This is a genomic window from Leifsonia sp. NPDC014704 (assembly GCF_043083605.1).
Taxonomy (GTDB): Bacteria; Actinomycetota; Actinomycetes; order Actinomycetales; family Microbacteriaceae; genus Leifsonia.
In genome coordinates this window covers 41193-59273 of the sequence record NZ_JBIBYW010000004.1, presented here as the reverse complement: position 1 = coordinate 59273, position 18081 = coordinate 41193, and the positions used below count along the sequence as shown (strand labels likewise).

18 protein-coding genes are annotated in these 18081 nt (G+C 63.4%); 1 reads left to right on the top strand and 17 read right to left on the bottom strand.

Features of this window, described 5'->3' with window-relative positions; all coding sequences use genetic code 11:
• Nucleotides 1–72 precede the first annotated feature (72 nt).
• The 4 genes from ACF1AJ_RS20065 to ACF1AJ_RS20050 all read right to left on the bottom strand — a co-directional run bounded on the left by ACF1AJ_RS20065 (nt 73) and on the right by ACF1AJ_RS20050 (nt 3198).
• The gene (locus ACF1AJ_RS20065; RefSeq protein WP_085370087.1) at nt 73–282 is read right to left on the bottom strand and encodes a heavy-metal-associated domain-containing protein; all 210 of its coding nucleotides are present in this window, start codon (nt 280–282) and stop codon (nt 73–75) included.
• Nucleotides 283–419: 137 nt separating this feature from the next.
• On the bottom strand, nt 420–1934 hold the full coding sequence (locus tag ACF1AJ_RS20060; protein WP_085370086.1) for a multicopper oxidase family protein: 1515 nt from the start codon (nt 1932–1934) through the stop codon (nt 420–422).
• Between the two features lie 109 nt (nt 1935–2043).
• Nucleotides 2044–2661: a DUF305 domain-containing protein gene (locus ACF1AJ_RS20055; protein WP_085370085.1), complete on the bottom strand. Its 618-nt coding sequence runs from the start codon at nt 2659–2661 to the stop codon at nt 2044–2046.
• An 81-nt stretch (nt 2662–2742) separates the two neighbouring features.
• Nucleotides 2743–3198 (bottom strand): hypothetical protein, encoded by a 456-nt coding sequence (locus ACF1AJ_RS20050; RefSeq protein ID WP_143465915.1) that lies wholly within the window; start codon nt 3196–3198, stop codon nt 2743–2745.
• A 169-nt stretch (nt 3199–3367) separates the two neighbouring features.
• Here ACF1AJ_RS20050 and ACF1AJ_RS20045 point away from each other — a divergent pair, with 169 nt between their 5' ends.
• Nucleotides 3368–5221 (top strand): DUF4396 domain-containing protein, encoded by a 1854-nt coding sequence (locus tag ACF1AJ_RS20045; protein WP_085370083.1) that lies wholly within the window; start codon nt 3368–3370, stop codon nt 5219–5221.
• A 255-nt stretch (nt 5222–5476) separates the two neighbouring features.
• Here ACF1AJ_RS20045 and ACF1AJ_RS20040 read toward each other — a convergent pair whose 3' ends face one another.
• From ACF1AJ_RS20040 to ACF1AJ_RS19980, 13 genes are all read right to left on the bottom strand, one after another.
• Complete coding sequence (locus ACF1AJ_RS20040) at nt 5477–5875, bottom strand: DUF3566 domain-containing protein (protein ID WP_085370082.1); 399 nt, start codon at nt 5873–5875, stop codon at nt 5477–5479.
• 50 nt (nt 5876–5925) lie between these two features.
• Nucleotides 5926–6669: a cytochrome c biogenesis CcdA family protein gene (locus ACF1AJ_RS20035; protein WP_085370081.1), complete on the bottom strand. Its 744-nt coding sequence runs from the start codon at nt 6667–6669 to the stop codon at nt 5926–5928.
• 37 nt (nt 6670–6706) lie between these two features.
• Nucleotides 6707–6988 carry a hypothetical protein gene (locus tag ACF1AJ_RS20030; RefSeq protein ID WP_085370080.1) on the bottom strand — a complete coding sequence of 94 codons (282 nt, stop codon included), beginning with the start codon at nt 6986–6988 and terminating at the stop codon, nt 6707–6709.
• A gap of 46 nt (nt 6989–7034) precedes the next feature.
• Nucleotides 7035–8051: a c-type cytochrome biogenesis protein CcsB gene (ccsB, locus tag ACF1AJ_RS20025; RefSeq protein WP_085370079.1), complete on the bottom strand. Its 1017-nt coding sequence runs from the start codon at nt 8049–8051 to the stop codon at nt 7035–7037.
• Nucleotides 8048–9742 (bottom strand): cytochrome c biogenesis protein ResB, encoded by a 1695-nt coding sequence (locus ACF1AJ_RS20020; protein WP_085370078.1) that lies wholly within the window; start codon nt 9740–9742, stop codon nt 8048–8050. The genes ccsB and ACF1AJ_RS20020 overlap by 4 nt, the downstream gene beginning before the upstream one ends.
• 29 nt (nt 9743–9771) lie before the next feature.
• A complete protein-coding gene (gene lgt, locus ACF1AJ_RS20015) occupies nt 9772–10707 on the bottom strand; it encodes a prolipoprotein diacylglyceryl transferase (RefSeq protein ID WP_085370077.1) in 936 nt (311 codons plus the stop codon).
• A 66-nt stretch (nt 10708–10773) separates the two neighbouring features.
• On the bottom strand, nt 10774–11403 hold the full coding sequence (locus ACF1AJ_RS20010; protein ID WP_306293898.1) for a TlpA disulfide reductase family protein: 630 nt from the start codon (nt 11401–11403) through the stop codon (nt 10774–10776).
• On the bottom strand, nt 11396–12676 hold the full coding sequence (locus tag ACF1AJ_RS20005; protein ID WP_147440237.1) for a peptidoglycan DD-metalloendopeptidase family protein: 1281 nt from the start codon (nt 12674–12676) through the stop codon (nt 11396–11398). Before ACF1AJ_RS20005 ends, ACF1AJ_RS20010 begins: the two co-directional genes overlap by 8 nt.
• A 19-nt stretch (nt 12677–12695) precedes the next feature.
• The gene (locus ACF1AJ_RS20000) at nt 12696–13613 is read right to left on the bottom strand and encodes a F510_1955 family glycosylhydrolase (RefSeq protein ID WP_085370075.1); all 918 of its coding nucleotides are present in this window, start codon (nt 13611–13613) and stop codon (nt 12696–12698) included.
• A 2-nt stretch (nt 13614–13615) separates the two neighbouring features.
• Nucleotides 13616–14212, bottom strand: coding sequence for a M23 family metallopeptidase (locus tag ACF1AJ_RS19995; RefSeq protein ID WP_256922025.1), 597 nt, complete (start codon nt 14210–14212; stop codon nt 13616–13618).
• Nucleotides 14213–14725: 513 nt separating this feature from the next.
• Entirely contained in the window at nt 14726–15202 is a 477-nt protein-coding gene (locus ACF1AJ_RS19990) for a hypothetical protein (protein ID WP_085370073.1), read from the bottom strand.
• A gap of 104 nt (nt 15203–15306) precedes the next feature.
• Nucleotides 15307–16014, bottom strand: coding sequence for a hypothetical protein (locus tag ACF1AJ_RS19985; RefSeq protein WP_147440238.1), 708 nt, complete (start codon nt 16012–16014; stop codon nt 15307–15309).
• Nucleotides 16015–16573: 559 nt separating this feature from the next.
• Nucleotides 16574–17839, bottom strand: coding sequence for a hypothetical protein (locus ACF1AJ_RS19980; protein ID WP_179150818.1), 1266 nt, complete (start codon nt 17837–17839; stop codon nt 16574–16576).
• Between the last annotated feature and the right edge of the window lie 242 nt (nt 17840–18081).

The window sequence follows — 18081 nt, the reverse complement described above, 5'->3', positions numbered from 1 at the left end:
AGGGTGAAGCTGGCTACAAAGACGGCCGCCAGCCCCACCCCGTACAAGCCCAACTTGGTCGGAGCGTTCACCTCAAGCCCGCACGGCTGAGTAGCCAGCCTCCTTGACAGCTGCAAACACCTGTCCGTCGTCGAGGGCGTCGGCGCTCGTGACCAAAAGCTTTCCGCTTGCCGCCGACACGTCGATGTTCTCCACCCCGGCGATCTGTTCCACTTCTTCACGCACGGACATCTCGCAGTGTCCGCAGGTCATCCCGGATACTTGGTATTCAGTCGTCGACATTCGTTCTTCCTCCGAAAATACGGGCAAGGGGTATCTCGCCACCAACAACATGATACCCCCTGCCGGTATTCCCACAAAGGCGTGGGCCATCCCGACCAAAAATCTTGTGACTCGTGCCGTCCGGGCAGAGGCTGTCGCTATTTCTGGTAGGCGAGAACAGTCATCATGCCGGATTCGCCGTGATAGATGTTGTGGCAGTGGCTCAGCCACTGTCCCGGGTTATTCGCGTCGAAGTCGACCTCCAGGCTCTTGCCCGGGAGGATGATCGAGGTGTCTTTGCGTGGCCCCGCGTTCGGGTGCTGGTACGTGTGGCCGTGGAGATGCATCGGGTGCCACATGGTGGTGGAATTCACGAATTTCAGTCTCACCCGCTCCCCTTCGCGGACAATGAGTGAGTCCTGCAATGGCCGGTTCGGGTCGAATCGGCGGCCGTTGATAGCCCACCTGTAGGAGTTCATGTCGCCGGATAGCTTCATCGTGACCGTTCGGTCGATGCCGCGGGTTTTCAGCTGTACGGCATCGGCTGCGGTCAGGTCGCTGGCGACGCCTATTCGGGTGGAGTTGAGTTCGGGTAGCGTCTTCAACGCAGCCGGTGCGGTCCCGCCGCCAGAGCGGAGGACGGCGTACGCGGCCGCGTCCTTGCCCTCGGCGGCGGCGACAAGCGGGAAAACCCCGTCTGCGGCGGTGACGATCACGTCGTACCGCTCCCCCATCCCGATCAGGACACTGTCGACTTCTTTGGGCTGGACCGGGTAGCCGTCGGTGTGCGTGATGGTGAGGGTGTGGCCGCTGAGGGCGACCCGGAAGGCAGTGTCAGCACCGGCGTTGATGAACCGGATGCGCACCCGGGAGCCAGGTTTTGTGGTGAACGTCTCCGGATCGGCCGCCGACCGGCCGTTGATCAGATACAGCGGGTAGTAGACGTCGCCGGTGTCGCCGCCGAGCAGCGCCGAATTGGTGCCCATAAGCATGTTCCCCATCCGCATGAGCATGCCGTCCATCCCCATCGATCCCATCCCTTTGGAGAGATCGGCCAGGACTTGGTCGGGCGTGGCGGTGACTCCGTCGAGCCAATCATCAAGAATGACAACCCACTCTTCGTCATACGCCAGGGGTTCCCGCGGGTCATCGACGATCAATGCCCCGTAGAGGCCACGGTCGATCTGGACGCCCACATGCGGGTGGAACCAGTAGGTGCCGGGGTGCTCGGCGGTGAAGTTGTAAGTGAATGCGTCACCGGCGGCGATCGCGGATTGGGTCAGTGGGGGCACACCGTCCATGTCGTTGCGCAGGGCGATGCCGTGCCAATGCACCGAGGTCGGCTGCGCTAGCCCATTGGATACCCGAGCGTGAACGGTGTCGCCGGCACGGATCCGGATGGTTGGCGCCGGTGTCGAGCCAAACGTCCAGGTGTTCGCGACCCGACCGGCGAGGTCGAGCTGGGCTGGTTTCGCGTCCAACCCGACGGTGGCGACGCGTCCCGTGCGGCGGCGCGCTTTCTCGGCCGCAACGACAGCAGCGGACGTCGGTGAGATCAAAGTCGGGGTCGCCGGCGTGCAGGCGGCCAATGCCGCAAGAGTGGCCGCGCCGAGGCTCGCACCAAGAAGGGCGCGTCGAGACAGCGGGCCCGAAGGGATCGGAGAAGTGGGCATGAAGGAACCTCGCAGAGTGAAGCAAGCAGAAGAAGGGGCCCGGTGAGGTGGCGCAGGGGGAATGCGTGGTCCACCCCACCGGGGTCGAATCAGACCGAGGCCGAAACGCCTAGCCGAGCGCGGCCAGCATGGCCTTCATGTCGGCGATCTCCTGAGTCTGCGCTTTGACGATGTTGTCGGCGAGTTTCTTCGCGGCGCTATCTTTGCCGCCGGACTGCTCTTGTTCAGCCATGGTGATCGCGCCCTGGTGGTGCTGGATCATCAGGGTAAGGAACTGCTTGTCGAACGCGGCACCGGTTGCTGCTTTCAGACCAGCCATATCTTGCGCTGTCATTCCCGGCATCGAGCCCATACTGGACGTGTCGGTCGGCATCGGAGTGGACATCTCCATGCCGGCCATGGTGGTCGGTTCTCCCCACGACTTCAGCCACGATTTCATCAGGTCGATTTCGGGCTGCTGGGCGGCCTTGATCTTCGCGGCCAGGTCCTTCACCTGGGTGGAAGTCGCCCGTGTGGGAGCGAGGTCAGCCATCTGGATTGCGCCTTCGTGATGCACGATCATCATCTGGGCGAAGGTGACGTCTTGGGTGTTGTGGGACGCGGCGGCCGTCGAGGACGAATGGGACATGCCGGACATGTCGCCCATGCCGGAACTGGTGCAGCCGGCGAGGAGCCCGCCGGCGGCAATGACGACGCCGGCGAGGGCGAGACGGGTTGCGATTTTCATGGGTACTCCAAAGAATGGTGGGTGAATTGTTGAGGTTGCGTTCATGGAAAGGAACTCAGCGCAGAGTTCTCCCACGAGCCTCTAAATCCGTAGTACCTGGAGAGCCAGAGTCCGGTCGGTTCCGCGCATCGCAGTGCCCGGCCGCCGGTGGAGCGTGAGACGCGGGTGGCTGACTGGAAGTTTGTCGCCCACGGAGGGAAAGCAAAGAAGAAGCAGAGCCGCCGCGATCACGAGGAACAGGCAGGCGTGCATGGCGTCATGGGTCATCGAGCCCATCAGTTTCTCGACCGCTGAGAGGTTGGCTGTGCCGACCGTCGGCATCGAGGTGAGCGGCATCGTGTGGGCAACCAACTCCGTCCCCGACGAAGGCAGCTCAGCCTGCTCGGCTGTTACCGGAGCGGTCGGGCGTAGGGACGCCATCGGCATATCGATCGCCGAGTGCATGGCCGCGATTCCGGCGATCAACGCGAACACGATAGAGAGCCGGGCGAGAAGTCTCGTCATCCCGGTCTGTACTCGCGACTTGCTCGTTGCCACCCTTCGAAGATACCCGCCAGCGGTATACGGAGAGAAACGCACCCGGCGCATTCTCAGTTCTGCGCACTCTTACCGGCGAATCTGACAGCTCTCGTTGCAGCGAGGTTGTCTGTGGCGTAATTTCTACCCCGCGGGGGTATGCGCGTCCATGCCCTGGAAAGGGTGCGCTGTGCTTATCCAACCGATCGACTATTTCCTGGTCGTCTGGTTCCTGCTGGCCGGGATTTCCACGTTGTACGTCGCCGTCGATCAGTTCCGGAAGAACCCGGAGCCGACAGTGATGAAATGGGGTTTCATCCTCGTCACGCTCTACCTCGGTCCGATTGGATTGCTGCTCTACGTGCTGGTCGACAAGGAACCGCATCCCGGCGAGCATGAAGAGTTCACCAAACCGTTGTGGAAGCAGGGCGTTGGTTCAACGATCCACTGCGTGGCCGGTGACGCCACCGGCATCATCGCAGCGGCGGCAATCACCGCCGTCCTCGGCCTTCCGATGTGGTTGGACCTGATCATTGAGTACCTGGCTGGGTTCGCGTTTGGGCTGCTGATCTTCCAGTCCCTTTTCATGAAGAGCCTGATGGGTGGGACGTATCTGCAGAACGTGCGGAGCACGTTCCTGCCGGAATTCATCAGCATGAACTTCATGATGGCGGGGATGGCGCCCGTGATGACGCTGCTGATGATGGGTACGGATATGCGGGCGATGGAACCAACCGAGCTTCTGTTCTGGGGAGTGATGTCGGTGGGCGTCGCCGCAGGTTTTGCGTTCGCGTATCCGGCAAACGTGTGGCTGGTCTACAAGGGGTTGAAGCACGGTCTGATGACCACACGCCACGCCGGCACGCACAATGATGGGGACCGTAGTCACGACCAGAAGGCCATGCCGGGTATGGCGGGTAGAGGCGAGCGCGGGGCGCGCCAACCAACTCGGCCACAGGTGGCGGCAGTCGCCTTCGTTGGCGTGATCGCCTTGGTTGCGGGGATCTCCGCACCGTCGAACGCGGTGAACATGTCGCTGAGCGCTCAGGACGTCGGTGGGGCGATCATGCCGCCCGGGATGATCATGACCCGCGACACTCCGGGCGCGGCAATGCGCGACATGGCAGCAGTCGACCCCCGGGACGTGACCGAGACAGCAACGGCTGACGCGCGCGGTGACCGACCGCTCGAGGCGCACATGGTCGGCGGGGTGAAAGAGTTCGACCTCACTGCATCGCTCATTAAGTGGCAGATCCTCCCAGGCCTCTGGGTGGACGCGTACGCCTACAACGGGCAGGTTCCCGGCCCGCGGCTGAACATGGTGCAAGGCGATCGCGTGCGCATCAATGTCACCAACAAGCTGCCAGAATCGACAACGGTGCATTGGCACGGCCTCGACATCCCCAACAACATGGACGGACCTGCCCAGATCACCCAGCATCCCATCGATCCCGGCACAGCCTTCACTTACGAATTCACGGTCAAGCAGGCTGGCACGTTCTTCTACCACTCGCACGACCACGCCGACCGACAGGAGTCGCTGGGGCTCTATGGGGCATTGATCATCGCGCCAGCGAATTCGTCCGACGCGGTTCGCGCGGATGTGGACTACACCATCCAGCTTGGCGAATGGCTGAGCCGGAATGGGCTGACCTGGCCGGCCATGCCGATGGAGGGCGTTCTGGCGAACTACTTCACGATTAACGGGAAGGCCTATCCGGCGACGGAGACGATTCGGATGAACGTTGGACAGACGCTCAAAGTTCGGTTCATCGGAACGAACTCGGTCGATATCCACCCAATGCACATCCACGGTGGACCGTTCGAAGTGGTCGCCCGGGACGGGGTCACGCTCGCCCCGTCGGCCCGGTTCCAGGCCGATACCGTCAACGTTGGCCCCGGGCAACGCTACGACGTACTGTGGAAGGCCCGTGCGCCCGGCAAATGGCTGATCCATTGCCACATCAATCACCACACGACGAACAACAACGTCGAGCAGGACGGCGCCGGCGGCCTCACCATGGTCATCGACGTCACCCCATAGAAGACCGAAGCAGGCAAAGAAGTGCAGGACGAAGAACGCGACCAGCCCTGGTGGGAGACGGGAGCCCCATCAGAGCCGGCCCTCTCCCCCAACTTCCGCAAACACCGGACACTCCTCATCACCGCAGCGTGCGGGGTCTTCCTCGCGTTGGTGGGGTCCTTTGTCAGGGTTTTCGCAATGCACATGTGACGATCGAAACCCCGCCGTGCCTAACCAACCGGTGCGCCGTCTAGTGGTGATTGGGAGAGGCTCCGGTCAATCGCGTTGGAAACCGACGAAGAGACCACCGGTGAATCGTGCGCTGACGTTGTACAGGAGCGCAACGATTGCGCCGACAACCATGGTGAAGATGGCTCCGAGAAGACCGAGCGCGGATGACATGAGTATGACGGTGCCAGGGTTGACGATCTTCTTCACACTGGCTGTGCTCGCGGCGTCGGCTGGGGCGGGGCCGGACAGGATGGAATCCAGCTGATTAAGCACGCCACTCTGGTCCAATACTGTCCACAGAATGAGGCCGGACACGGCTGTCACGACCGCCAAGATCAGCCCGGCGAGGAGGGACACTTTCGCGACCGACCAGACGCTCGTGTAGACCAGGTGGAGGCGGACCGGCCGGTGGTCTGAGGGTTTCCGCGCGGTATGGGGTTCCATAGGTTCCTCGTGTGTTTGACGCTTCCTTTGGTTGGCTGATGGATTTGTGGCTAGATCGGCAGGGTGACGCCGCCGATCAGCGCCTGAAGGCTGTAGATCCAGGCGGACCAGACGCCGGTGACCATCAGGACACCGATCAGGATTAGGAGTGTTCCGCCGGCGATGTTGATCGTGCGAATGTGGCGTCGGAGGAAGCCGATGGTTCCGGCCATCCATGCGAATCCGAGCGCGAGCAGTATGAAGGGGATGCCCAGCCCGAGTGCGTAGAAGCCGGTCAAAACCGCACCGCGCAGCGCGGATTGGCTGGAGAGGCTGAGGGAGAGAACCGCGGCGAGGGTCGGGCCCATGCAGGGTGTCCAGCCCAACCCGAAGACCAGTCCGAGGAGGGGTGCGCCGGTGAGGCCGGTTGCTGGCCGGATCGGCAATTTGAGGGTGCGTTGGAAGATCGAGAACGTGCCGATGAAGGCGAGACCCATCACGATCACCAGGAGGCCGAGGATGCGGGTGATGAGGTCCTGCCAGCGGATCATCCACGATCCGAACGCACCGAAGAGGGCTCCGTAGGCGATGAAGACGATTGCGAAGCCGAGCACGAATAGTGCCACACCGGTAACCGTCCGTCGGCGGCCTTTGCGGGCATCTGGCCCAGAGACGCCGCCAACGTAGGCCAGGTAGCCGGGGACGAGCGGTAGAACGCAGGGAGAGGCGAAGGATACCAATCCGGCAAGCACGGCCACTGGAATGGCCAGCAGTAGGCCGCCGTTAGCAGCGATCGCAGCGAAACCGTTTCCCATTACCGTTCCGCCCGCATTGGTGTCCGCGCCGGGAGGTTCACTTTTGGCCGGCCGTGATGGCGCCGCCGACGAGCAGAACGGCGGCCAGCGGGTAGCCGGCGGCGAGGTCGACCCAGCCAGGCGGCTGGGCGCCAAAAACGCCGAGGTGGGCGAGCCAATGCTGCAGACCGACGATCAGACCGATTGCCATGAGGCCTTGGCCGATGCGCAGGAATCGGCGTTTGCGGAGGTAGCGGGCGCGGAGTTGTTCCGGGGTGGGTTTGACGTCTTCGTGGGTGGAGCGCCGGCGGGGCGGCTCCTCCTTGTTCTTTCGTACCATGATGTGCCTTTCGGGTGGGGAGTGTCGTTGGGAAATGGGACTGGGGTCAAAGACCGCTGTAGGAGTGCAGGCCCTTGAAGAAGACATTCACGATGCCGAAGTTGAACATCACGGCGCAGAAGCCGATGATGGCTAACCAGGCCGACCGCGAGCCGCGCCAGCCGCGGGTGGCTCGGGCGTGGATGTAGCCGGCGTAGGTCACCCAGATGATGAAGGTCCACACTTCTTTGGTGTCCCAGCCCCAGTACCGACCCCAGGCTTTTTCCGCCCAGATCGATCCGGCGATGAGAGTGAAGGTCCAGAGGAGAAAGCCGACGATGTTGACTCGGTAAGCGAGGTTCTCGAGCGTTGACGCGTTCGGCAGAGTGCTGAGGAAGTGCATTGGCGCTGGTGCGCCCTCGGCGATTTGGTGTTCCCTTCGCGATTGCACGAGCTGCACCCCTGACAGGGCGAATCCCAGAGCGAAAAATCCGGTAGCGATGATGGCCACCATCACGTGGATGACGAGCCAGTACGACTGCAGGGCCGGCGGGAGCGGGGCAACCTCGACGTAGTAGCGCATGCTTGAAATGCCCAGCAGCACGAGCACCAGCCCGGTGACGAACGAGCCGAGAAAGCGGAGGTCATATCGGAGGGTCACCAACAGGAACACACCGACGATGATCAGGGTGCCGGTCATCGAAAATTCGTACATGTTCGCCCAGGGCACCCGGCTGGCGGCGATCCCACGGAGGATGTCAGCGCCGAGATGGAGTACGAACCCGTTGATCGTGAGGATATAGCCGACCTGGAGACTTCTTGGGGTGGAACCCCTCTGCGTCGGTCCGTTCTCGAGGCGGCCGCTGAGCCGGGTGAGGGTCGCGGTCACGCCGCCGATGGGACGGCTGTCACTGGTGGTAGCCGCAGCTGTCTGGGTTCGTCGTGCGACTGCGCTTGGCACGGTGGCGGTTACCTGAGCTCCACGGCGTGCCAGATCGATCGCGAACGCGATGAACGCGGCAGCATAAACGGCCATCGCACAGATGAGGAGCAGGACAGAGAGTTGCGACAGGGATTGAGTCATGAGGGTTCCTTCGGATCGGTGTTCTCCGGTGACCCGCTCGCCACGTCACGGAGCGTGGCGGAGTGGGCCGCAGTGAGGGCAGCGACGGTTGCCTCCAATTGGGGGTCGTCACCACGGGCAAGGCCGGCATACTCGACGCGGAGTGGGTCGCCGGCGCGTCCGATGACCTTCACCCACAACCGTCGTCGCGGGACGAAGAGGGAAGTGAAGAGGCCGCCGAGCGCGCCGATGGCGAACAGCAGCACCCAGCCTTGGGCGGGGTCGTGGTGAACTTCGAAGGAGGCGAACCGGGAGACGCCGTCGAAGGTCACCGAGCCCAGCCCGCCGGGTAGCTGCTGTGTTTGGTCGGGTTTGAGCTCCAGGGATTGGACCCCGGTTTTCCCGCCAGTGAGTTGGGTAAGGGTGGACGTGTTGAGCGCATACACCGATTTGGGTTGCCCGGTATTGAGGCCGAGGTCCCCGGCGTAGGCATTCAGGGTGAGGACTGGATCTTTCAGGTCCGGGTAAGCGGAGAAGAACGCGCCAGTGCTCGAGGTCGCCTTGGTGGGGTAAAAGAACCCGATCAGTCCGACCTGCTTTCCCAACCCGTCGGGGACTTTCACCACACCGAGCGAGGTGAGATTGGCATCCTGTGGGAGGAAGGGCACGAGGTCGCTGAACACGGCGCGGCCAGCCGGGTCGCGGACGGTGATCCGGGGTGCGTAACCGTTGCCGAGCAGGTAGACGTCGGTGCCGCCGATGTTGAGTGGTTCGTTTACTTTGATCGTCGCCTTGTCCTTGACCGGTGACCCTTGCTGTTGCGTGGTGACCGTCGCGGTGTAGTCGGTTGGCAATCCGCGGGCGCTCTTGTTTTCGGTTTCGTAGGTGACGGCGAGTTTGTCGAGAGTGAGGGAATACGGGGTGAGCCTGTTGCTGTTGAAGAACCGGCCCGGGTTGAAGGAGTCGTAGGCGGCGAGAGTGTTGATCATCGACTGGCCCTCCACGACGACTCGGTTGCCATTGAACCCGAACCCGCCACCGACACCGACGGCCACCAGGACTCCCACCAGCGCAATGTGAAAGAGAAGGTTTCCGGCCTCCCGGAGGTAGCCGCGCTCGGCGCTGACCGACATCTCGAACCCGTCCGGTGTTCGTCTTCCTTCGTAAAGCGCGACCCGGTAGCCGCGTTTGCGCAGCAGGTCCTTTGCGGTCTCAACGGCTGCCGGAACGGTGACCGGTACACCCGTCGCATCACGCAGGTCGGTGGGGATCTGAACGGCACGGTAGCCGCTCATCCGGGACAGCCGGGCGGGCGTTTTCGGTGGGGCGGCGCGCAAGGCTCGAAGGTGATGAACCGTGCGTGGCAGGACGCAGCCGATCAGCGAGATGAACAGCAGCAGGTAGATGCTGGAGAACCAGAATGAGGTGTATGCGTCGAATGCTTGCAGCTTGTCGAGGATTGGTGCCAGTGACGGGTTGTCCTTGAAGTATTGGACGACTCCGTTGGGATCCGAGCTGCGTTGTGGCACCAGCGACCCCGGGACGGCCGCGAGAGCGAGAAGCAGCAACAGGAACAGGGCGACGCGCATGCTGGTCAGCTGCCGCCACATCCAACGCAGCCAACCGGTCAGAGTCAGTCGCGGCTGGTTGTAGTCGGATCCGCCAGGGGTGCGCTGGGGTGGCGTGTCGATGTGGTCAAGCGGTCGCGACATGACTGACCCTTCGACACGACGATTTGCGGCTAGTTGTGGTTGTCATCGCGGCCACCCCGAGAGGAGGTTGTGCTTTCGGTTTGAATCCGTTCGCCCTCGTCGGACCCCTGCGTTGGTTCGCGGCCGTCGCGATATGGTGACGATTCTGGTTCCGGATGACGTTTGGTTTGGACGACGAAGAGCACGATGCCGAGTGCGACGGCGGCGAAGGACGCCCAGACGTTGGCCGGGATGCTCAAGAACCCATCACTGGTGGGGTCGATCCGGATGGCTTCCAACCAGCTGCGGCCGAGTCCGTACCAGATCAGGTAGAGGGCGAACGCTTTCCCCCAGCGCAGGGCGACGCGACGCTCTAGGAGCAGGATGATTCCGACGCCGATCAGGTTCCAGATGATCTCGTACAGAAACAGTGGGTGAAAGAGGGTGGCGGCGGGCAGGCCGGCCGGGAACTTCGGATTGCTGGCTTCGATTTGCAACCCCCATGGCAAGGTGGTGGGAAGGCCAAAGAGTTCGTGGTTGAAATAGTTCCCGAACCGTCCCAACGCTTGCGCGACAAGCAGGGCGGGAGCGAGGGCATCGGCGAATGACCAGAACCGGATCCCGGTGCGGCGGCAGCCGATGTAGGCGCCGACCGCGCCGCCGAGTAGCGACCCGTAGAGGGCGTTGCCGCCATCCCAGATGGCGAATATGTTCCACAGGTTCGCGCCTGGATAGAAGTAGTCGCCGGTGTGGGTGAACACGTGGTAGAACCGTGCGCCGACGATTCCGAGCGGGACCGCCCAGAGAATGATGTCGAGGACAACGCCACGTTCGGCGCCGCGGGTGGACAGCCGGTTGGAGGTGATGAGTGTTGCTGCGACGATCCCGGCGAGGATGCAGAGGGCGTAGGTGTGGATCGTGAGCGGGCCGATCTGGAATTGCGCGAACGCGGGGTCGGGGCTGGGGATACTGAACCGGTGGAGCATGATCTGTCTTTCACTCAAGAGGGAATTGTGGGCTCATCCGGCCGTCGATGACGGCGGGGTTCGCTGTTAAGGTCCTTGCTCGCTGAGGACCCTGCTGATCAGTGCGGTGAGTACGGACGCGTCGGGAAGCTGCCCGAGTACACGGGCTGCGACCCGCCCTTGCCTGTCGACGACCAACGTGGTGGGTACCGCGTTCGGGGCCACCACCCCGCTGAACGCGAGCTGCATGGCACCGTCCGAAGCGTCCAGGACGGACGGATAGGTGATGCCGTAGGTGCGTGCGAAAGCGAGCGCCGTGTCGGCCTGATCGCGCACATTCACACCCAGGAACTCGACTCCGCGACCGCTGAACTTGCTGTTATTCTTTTCCAGATCAGGCGCCTCCGCCCGGCAAGGGGCACAGCCGGCGTACCAGAAGTTGAGGACCAGCACTTTGCCGGCGTAGGCGGCGGAGGAGACCACGTTTCCGTCTTCCAGCTTTCCGGCGAACCGGACCGCTGCGGTCCGGTTCTTGGGTTGGATTTCGGTGATGGTGCCGTCGCCGGCCACAAAGTTCTTGCCGGAGCCGTCTTTGAATTGCTGCGCGAGAGCATCGTTGCTGCTGCATCCGGAAATGGTCACGGCGAGCGTGACGGCGGCTGCCGCAGCGAGGATCGCAGTCCGGATCCTTCTGGCTCGAGCGCTGATCCTAGCCAAGGGTGACTCCTCTCGCGCCCATGAAGGGTTGCGGGTCGACGCGGTTGCCACCGACACGCACCTCGAAGTGCAGGTGGCAGCCAGAGGATGCGCCGGTGGTTCCGACCTGGGCGATGTTCTGTCCGGCCTGCACGGTCTGGCCGACGTTGACCAGGACGCCGCCCTCTCGAATGTGGGCGTATCCGGTCATCACATCGGATCCGTGGTCGAGGAGAACCCAGTTTCCGTACGTTCCCAGCCAGCCTGCGTAGACGACACGGCCCGCGGTGGCGGCGTAGATCGGGGTGCCGCAGCCGGCTGCGAGGTCGGTGCCATAGTGGAATGCACCTGAGCTAGCCGTCGGTCTGTTCGGGCGCGGTCCGAACCGGTCGCTGATCCAGCCGGTGACAGGTTTTGTCCACCCTTGTCCGCTGAGTTGTCCACCGTCGGCAGATGATCCTGCCCCGCCTGCTGCTGCTGCCGCTGCCGCTGCCGCTGCTGCGGCGGCGGCGGCGGCGGCGGCCTGCTGCTGCCGCCGTATTGCTTCGCCCTTGCTGAAGTCGGCTTCGGTCGCTTTCCGGTTTTCAACCAGCACCGAGAGTTGGGCTTGGAGGGTTCCTTGCACCTGTTGCTGTTCAACCAACTGGGTTTGGGCGGCGGTCGCATCCGCGACTGCGTTCTGGAGCGCCTTCTCGGCTTCCCGGTTGAGGTCGGCAAGCGCTGCTTGGGCGACGGTCGCCTGGTCGGTCAGTGCCTTGGCCGTGTTCGCGTCGGTGCTGGCGGCGGCGAAAGCCTTGTTGGAGTTCTGGCTGAGTTTGCTCATTGTGCCGAGCTGGAAGAGCAACGCGTCTGCCCGTTCCCCGTTTACAAGCAGCTGGGTGGTGGGGTCTGCGTTGCCGAACCGTGCCAGTTGGGCAACCAGCCTGCCGACCCGCGCACGTGACACATCGGCTCGGCCTCGGGCTTCCCCCGCCTGACCGCGCAATGTGTTCGCCCGGTAGGTTGCGAAATCGAGTTTCGATTGCGCTTTCTCGTACTCCACTCCGCGTTGGACGGCGGCCTCCCGCGACCTGCGCACGCTCGTATCGAGAGTGCTCAGCAGTCCGTTGATCCGGTCGATTTCTGCCTTCTTCGACGCTTCACTCGAGCGTGCCGCTTCAACGTCTGGCCAGGAAGGATAGCTGACCGCCTGCGCCGGGCCGGCGGTGATGAGCGCACTGGTGACGACCGACGCCACCAGCAGCCCCAGCAGCGGACGCCGCCACAGCCGTCCTCGCCGAGCTGAGCCGTTCACAAGTGATCCCGCGTTCTAGTCAAGGGGTGCCTCCGACGAGTACCGTCCAAGTGATGCCGTCATCCGGTGTTGCCACGATCCCGCGGCTATCGGTGCCGAGAATCCACAGCTTGGAGGAGCCCTTCACCGTTGCCAGTGACCCGGGAAGTGACTGGAAGGTCCCCTTCGGGGTCCACGTCGCAGCGTCGTCGACGGAGGTCCAGATCTTCTTGTCCGTGTCGACGCCGACGAAGCTTCCCGCCGTGGAGTCGATCGGCGAAAGCAGAAAGAGCGCAGGGGTGCCAGGTAGGGGCGCGAACGTTGCACCGGCGTCGCGACTGATCTGCACGCCTGTCTGCGTGGTGGCAAGGACGGTGTCCGGCGCATTCTGGTTGACCGAAAGCTTGCGGAGGGCGACGGTGGCACCGTCGTGCCAGTTCCGGCCGCTGTCATCGCTAATCCGGACAATTTGGCGGGCCGCATCGTATCCGTAGACACGCACCTGGGCATCACCGGTGGTGGCGGTGGTGATGTCGTGGAAGTCGGTTTGACCGGCGAGCGAAACGGTCGACCAAGTTCGAGCGGCGTCGGTGCTTTCGATCAGTCCGAGATTGGCTGGGTCCTGGTGCGCGTTATTGGCAGGGTCCGGATGCCCCGAGGCGAACATGACCCCGGAACGGGCAACAGTGAATCCCATTGTGTCCTGGGTTCCGTCTCCGACCCGGGCGGTCTTTTCCGATGCGAAGCCATCATTGAGTTGCGCAGCATCGAGCGCCCACACACCCTGGTGGGTGGCGGCGAAGATGCGGCCTCCGGTGGAGTCCAGCCCGTGTACGTGGCCGAGGTCGTTCATCGTTGCGGTGGCCGCGCCGGCTGCGGTGCACCCACTGAGCGCCACGGCGGCGAGGGCGGCGGTGGCAGCGACGGTCCATGAGCGTGTTATCCGGTGTGTTCGCATGGTTACTTCACTCTCTGCGTGAGCCACGCGTATGGATCGACAGGGGTTCCGTTGACGGAGATGCCGAGGTGGAGGTGGGCGCCGGTGCTTGCGCCGGTGCTTCCGACGAGGCCGACTAGTTGGCGGACTTTGACCGTTTCTCCGACGCTGAGGTTCAGGGAGCCGTAGGCCATGTGCGCGTAGAGGCTGCTGACGGTCTGCCCATCGATTTGATGGTCAATGATCGCGTAGACGCCGAGGCTGCCCGCTGGGTTCCCGACCTCCCTGACGACCCCGTCTGCGATCGCCTGGATCGGCGTTGCGGCCCCGGGGTTCATGTCAATTCCCTCGTGGTAGGAGGAGCAGCCTGAGCACGGAGAGACTCGATATCCGAACCCGTCACTGATCGGTACGCCGACATCGAACGGCCATTGAATTGGCGACGCCGGATTGTTCGTGAAGGTGTTGGCGGTCGACGTGAACCCGGCGGCTTTCAGTTTCGTGACAGGCACCGGCTTTGGTGGGGGCGCGCTAACCGACACGACATCGCGCGTGACAACAGCCGACTGCGCGGACACCGTGGTCATCGTCTGCAGGTCACCGGGCCGGGCGGTCGCCACTTGCTGTGTCTCGCCGGGCACGATCGCGTAGGCCGGAAGCGCGTACGTTCCGAACAGGGTCCCCGCTAGCGATAGGGCCGCCAATGGCGCCCACCTCTTGCGAGGTGTCACTTGCCGGCGAGAGGTCGCTGAAGTTGCGGTGGGCGGTCGTCGCTCGGCATTGTGTCGGGCGCGACGGGATCCGTACTGGGCTGCCGACGAAACATTAGCGCTCGAAGTCAGAGAGGAAGTATGTGTGTGCATCGTGAATGGGGCTCCGACGGGTCAACACGCGAGGACGAGAGACGGGTCGGCTCGGTGTTTAGGACGGTCTGGAATACAGGTGAAAAGCTGCGCTTATGAGACCAGATAAGGGATCGGTTCGGTGACGGATGCGGTAGGCATCGGTCGATGGGCGGTCATCACAGGCGGCCAGAAACCAAGAGGGCGCAGATGTCTGCGAATGGTCGCTGTTCGCTGCGCGAGGCGCTGCGCGATTAGCGCCGAGGCGCTGTTGCGCTGTTGGGAGCCGGTTTAGGTACGGCTGATCGAAAGCGCGAGCAGGGAGGGGGCCTGAACCAAGGTACGGGCGGCTGAGAACAGCACAACAGGCGCGCCCCGTTGGGCTACGTCGAGCAACGCCAGCCCTCGATGGATCGCCAATAGCGAGACCGCCACCGCAATCACCACAAGGACACAGGCAGCGCCGGCAAGTGCGCAGCCGAGTTCGCAAACGCTGTCGCACTGCTGTGCCGGTGTGCTCGACAAGGCGGCCTGCTCAGACCCCACGCCCGCAAGCGGCCCCGCCACAGGGTGGACTTCAAACTGGTGGCCGCCCGAATGCGTGCCTGCCGAAGAAGCTGCCACGGAATCGTGTGCGTGGGCCGTGCTCATCGATGTCATCACGAACATACCGAGCGCCAATGCCAGCAACGACAACATTGTCACGACAACCCGGCGCGCACGCGCACGAGCCGCCCGGCTCGGGTCGTGATCGTACGTGGTCGTCATGTCGGCAGTGTCCTAGAGGTGGCGGGTATTAGCACCGCATCTTAGCGAATGGGGTTGAGGGCGAGGCAGGCAAATAGGCCTCGCCTCGCCTCGTACGGTCGGGTCTAAATCGTGAGAGTGGTTCCTTGCGCTTGGCGGAAGTCAATGTGCAGGTGATCGCACGTATCGTCGAACGGGAGGAAGTTGGTCACGCTAATGGCGCTGCGGCATCCCACCTGACCGAGGTTCGTGGTTGGTGGCATTACGGGGTCGAGCGCGCGGATGAGCTTCAACGATTCCGGGTCGCCACCGGTAAGTGGGTGACCGTTCAGGAGATAGAAGTCAACCGCGTGGCCTCCCCCGTTGGCATAGTGTGATGACGCACTACCGGCACCCTCGATTTGGCCGGTGCACTGCCTGTTGATGTCACTGACGCCAACCGTGGCGAAGTTCGCCAACGCCACCTCGATCGTTTGCAGTACCCGGTAGTCGACGCCGCAACCGGGAACGGCGCGACCCTCCGCAAGGTTTCGGATCTCCGGAATGTGGTCCGGGGCGTAGCCGGTCAAGCGGCCCTGGCCGACAGCAACCATAAGAGATTGCGCCAACCGCTGCACCGTTGGCGACACTGTCGACTCGACCGTTGAATCGAGTTTCGCGCTGTTCTCGGTAATCGAGAAGCCCTCTCGGCTCGCCGTTGACACCGCTTCCCCGCTACCAGTGAGGGTCTGTACTGCAACGCTGGCGCGGGACGGTCCGGACGAGCCATCCGCCATCGAGGCATACGCCGGCAGCGCAGTGGTACCAACAAGGCCACTCGCGGCCAGGATCACGATGGCCTTCGCCGACCATCCCCTCCGGGTTCTGCTAGCGCTGGACCGGTCGGCTTCCGATCTATGATCGGCCGCTTTGGTCTGTAGGAGTGGTGGCCTTCTCAGTTCCCGGAAGTGTTGGGCGGAAAGGGCATCAAGGGCAGCCAGCGCCTTCTCTCGGTCAGGCGGGTCTCCCCCGAATGTGTCGTTCGTTGGCGCGGGCCTCTGGAGCCCGTCAGACCTATCCCCACCCGTGAGAGCTGTCTGCGAAATGGAAGCGACACGGGCTCCAGGCCCGGATGAGCGCTCGAAAGTATGCCTCTCGCGGCGGGACGAGAACGCCTGCCCTGGACTTCCCCGGTCGGCTCCGCGCTCTCGCCGATGCGGTGGACCGCCATTGTGTGCCGGCGCGAGGTGGGGGGTCGATGATGAACCAGCAAGTGTGCTCGAGCGTGTCACACAGTGCCTTTCGCCGGGGGAGCAGATCGGAATACCCCGTAATGGTATGTGTTCGTTACCGAATTGTCACATTCCGGCGTCCGAGCTGGTGCTGGTCGTCCTGGCAGCGGGTTGCGCGGAGCTACATCGGATCGTTGATGTGGAGGTGGTTGCAGGTGTCGTCGAAGTCTTGGAAGTTGTGCAGGGAGGGCTCGTTTCCTGCGTTTCGTCGGCAGGTGCTCTGACCTAGGCCCGAACCGTATGGCATCCTCGGGTCGAGGACCCGGATCAGGGCCAAGGAGTTGCCGTCGGCGCCGGTCGCGGAGCGGCCACCCAGGCTGTAGAAGTCCACCGCATGGCCGCCACCTCCGGCGTAGTGCTGTGAATTGATTCCGGCGCCTTCGATTTGGCCTGTACAGCGACGGTTGATGTCGCTGACGCCGACGCTTGAAAAGGTGTGCAGAGCAATCACCATTACTTGGAGAATCTGGGTGTCGATCCCGCAGTTTGGCACCGAGCGGCCGTCCGCGATCCACTGGATCTCCATAATGTGGTCGGGGTAGGAACCGGATAGCTGTCCGGCAGAGACGTATCCCATTAGCTCTTGGGCGAGCGCGCGCGCATCGGTGGCTACTGGCGCGCTGGGACCCGCGGCACGAGCGGCTGCGGCGGCGGCGGCTGCTGCTGCGGCTGCGGCAGCCGCGCGCGCCGCAACTCCGGCTTGATACTGCTGTTCCGTCACCGCTGTCGCGCTCGTGAGCGACGCCAGCTGGGCCTGGAGTTCATTCTCGTGGGCAGTCTGTGCCGACAGGGCGGCGATCATCTCTCTTTGCGCCTGCACGGCCTTTGCAAGCGCTGCCTTCGCCGCGGTAGCAAGGGCAGCAAGGGCATCCTTTGCCGCGGCAGCCTGGTCGCTGGCTGCTTTGGCATTGTTGCTGTCCTGAGCCGCTTGCGAGTACAGGCCGTTGATCGTTGAAGTGAGTTTTCCCAGGCTGCTCAGTCGATATAGCAGTCCGGCTGCGTCGGTCGACTTGCTGAGCAGCAGGGTCCCGGTGAGGTTCTGGTTTCCCGTGCGGGCCAACTTTGCCATCACCGCTGCCGACTGCCGGTGTGAGGTCTCGGACTTCTCTTTCAGTCGCGCAGCCTCGGCGGCTAGCAAGTCCGACTTGTTCTGGCCGGCGGTCAGGGCGAACTGGGCCGCCTCGTTGTCCTTTTCCCGGGCGGCGGCGGCATCCTCGGCCGCTTTCGCTTGTGTTTTGAGCCCTGCAATCAGCGCGGAGATCGCAGTGACCTGGGCCTGCTTGGCAGCCTCACCGGACCGAGCGGCCTGTACGTCGCCCCACGATGGATAGTTGTCAGCGAACGCTTGAGGGACTGCGACCCCATTCCAGGCGGTGAGAACCGCCACGACCACAAGGATCACCCCCACCCGTGACCAAGAGGGCCTGCGGGTAGGCGTTGAGCCGAGAGGAGGTCGCATTTCGCTTCCGAACAGTTGGAATCTGATTTTGGGCGTCGAACGTGCTCGATCGCTGGCTCCCGACGCTAACCCCCGGCTGGCGGCAGTGGTCCAACAACACGCCGTTGGTGAGCTCGGCCGTCGAGGAGGGTCCTGCGGCAGGGAGCGTGCCCCGGAATGTGAGTTGTTAC

What these genes read in the sequence shown, in the direction of transcription:
- ACF1AJ_RS20065 (WP_085370087.1), bottom strand. Translation starts at nt 282, where the DNA reads ATGTCGACGACTGAATACCAAGTATCCGGGATGACCTGCGGACACTGC.
- ccsB (WP_085370079.1), bottom strand. Translation starts at nt 8,051, where the DNA reads ATGACTCAATCCCTGTCGCAACTCTCTGTCCTGCTCCTCATCTGTGCG.
- ACF1AJ_RS20055 (WP_085370085.1), bottom strand. Translation starts at nt 2,661, where the DNA reads ATGAAAATCGCAACCCGTCTCGCCCTCGCCGGCGTCGTCATTGCCGCC.
- ACF1AJ_RS20020 (WP_085370078.1), bottom strand. Translation starts at nt 9,742, where the DNA reads ATGTCGCGACCGCTTGACCACATCGACACGCCACCCCAGCGCACCCCT.
- ACF1AJ_RS20030 (WP_085370080.1), bottom strand. Translation starts at nt 6,988, where the DNA reads ATGGTACGAAAGAACAAGGAGGAGCCGCCCCGCCGGCGCTCCACCCAC.
- lgt (WP_085370077.1), bottom strand. Translation starts at nt 10,707, where the DNA reads ATGCTCCACCGGTTCAGTATCCCCAGCCCCGACCCCGCGTTCGCGCAA.
- ACF1AJ_RS20060 (WP_085370086.1), bottom strand. Translation starts at nt 1,934, where the DNA reads ATGCCCACTTCTCCGATCCCTTCGGGCCCGCTGTCTCGACGCGCCCTT.
- ACF1AJ_RS19990 (WP_085370073.1), bottom strand. Translation starts at nt 15,202, where the DNA reads ATGACGACCACGTACGATCACGACCCGAGCCGGGCGGCTCGTGCGCGT.
- ACF1AJ_RS20000 (WP_085370075.1), bottom strand. Translation starts at nt 13,613, where the DNA reads ATGCGAACACACCGGATAACACGCTCATGGACCGTCGCTGCCACCGCC.
- ACF1AJ_RS20040 (WP_085370082.1), bottom strand. Translation starts at nt 5,875, where the DNA reads ATGGAACCCCATACCGCGCGGAAACCCTCAGACCACCGGCCGGTCCGC.
- ACF1AJ_RS20035 (WP_085370081.1), bottom strand. Translation starts at nt 6,669, where the DNA reads ATGGGAAACGGTTTCGCTGCGATCGCTGCTAACGGCGGCCTACTGCTG.